The 939-nt window shown below is 48.1% G+C and carries 2 protein-coding genes; both read right to left on the bottom strand.

What is annotated here, in order from left to right; genetic code table 11:
- Positions 1-404 (bottom strand): hypothetical protein (locus tag ACSZO1_RS22520; protein ID WP_437616614.1); only part of this gene is annotated, 404 nt, incomplete at its 3' end.
- Positions 405-406: 2 nt separating this feature from the next.
- A complete protein-coding gene (locus tag ACSZO1_RS22515; RefSeq protein WP_437616613.1) occupies positions 407-898 on the bottom strand; it encodes a Panacea domain-containing protein in 492 nt (163 codons plus the stop codon).
- Between the last annotated feature and the right edge of the window lie 41 nt (positions 899-939).

Below are 939 nucleotides of genomic sequence, written 5' to 3'. Positions count from 1 at the left end.
CCGGCAGCCTTCAGTGGTCTTTGCAGAGTTAAGACAGGCGGCTTAGCGTTGCACTTCGAACTTGAATCCGCCAACTGATACGGCGTATAACTCTGGAACTGCTCGTTAAGGTGAGTAAATCCGTCAGGCTCAGAGGTCGTACTCCAATCGATACAGTGCGATTTGAGAGCCGCATTTCGGTTTGTCGTAAACTCAAGCGACGTCAGGCTGGATATATCTTTGAGGCGTTCCAGTACCTTACAGAAGTAAGCCGCAGCCTGCCCGGAAAAGCCAAACTTATGATGAGCAGGGTCAATGTACTGGAAAGAAAAGCTAAGAGTCGACGTAGTGGCGTTGGGCGTCCCGGCGACGATTTGGTTACCCGCCACCGGTATCTTACTTGCTCTAATCTTTCCTTTAGCCACGTTCAGGCATCCATCATACTGCGGTAAAATTTAGCAGTGATGTTTTTGTCGATATCATTTCGACATGGAACATCGGACGGTATGCCTGCACGAGCTAATAGCCACGGCTCTTCCTGGTGGGTCATCTGCTCCAACTCATAAGCTGAGTAGCCACCGAAGACTTTATAAATTTCGTCCAGATGTTCAGCAACACCCTCAGGGAGTTCAGGGCATGGTATCTCACTGGTGATCGGCTGCCATTTGTAATCGGCGAATCTGATATACAAATCTCTCGCTACAGGGCCATGTACCCATGCCTCAAACCTATCAGCAATCAACTCTTCACCGTCATTCAATGCCATGAACCAAGCATCAGCATAGAACACCATTTTTTGCAGTTTTAGCGGCGTCATAACATCCCCATGCTCTTGAGCAAAGCACAGCAAGTAATCCGCCACGCTGTTAAGGGTTGCTAATGCCATTATGGAAGGTGCGATTAATTCGATGGGAACCATTTTTTCGTCCTGTCATCGTATGGTAAATGAACAAAGAACCG

The sequence above is a fragment of the Erwinia sp. V71 genome, assembly GCF_965644245.1.
Classification (GTDB): domain Bacteria; phylum Pseudomonadota; class Gammaproteobacteria; order Enterobacterales; family Enterobacteriaceae; genus Erwinia.
This window is presented reverse-complemented; position numbering and strand designations above follow the sequence as displayed.

Bases quoted from the DNA above. Each gene is read 5' to 3' on its own strand.
- ACSZO1_RS22515 (WP_437616613.1), bottom strand. From the start codon at position 898: ATGGTTCCCATCGAATTAATCGCACCTTCCATAATGGCATTAGCAACC.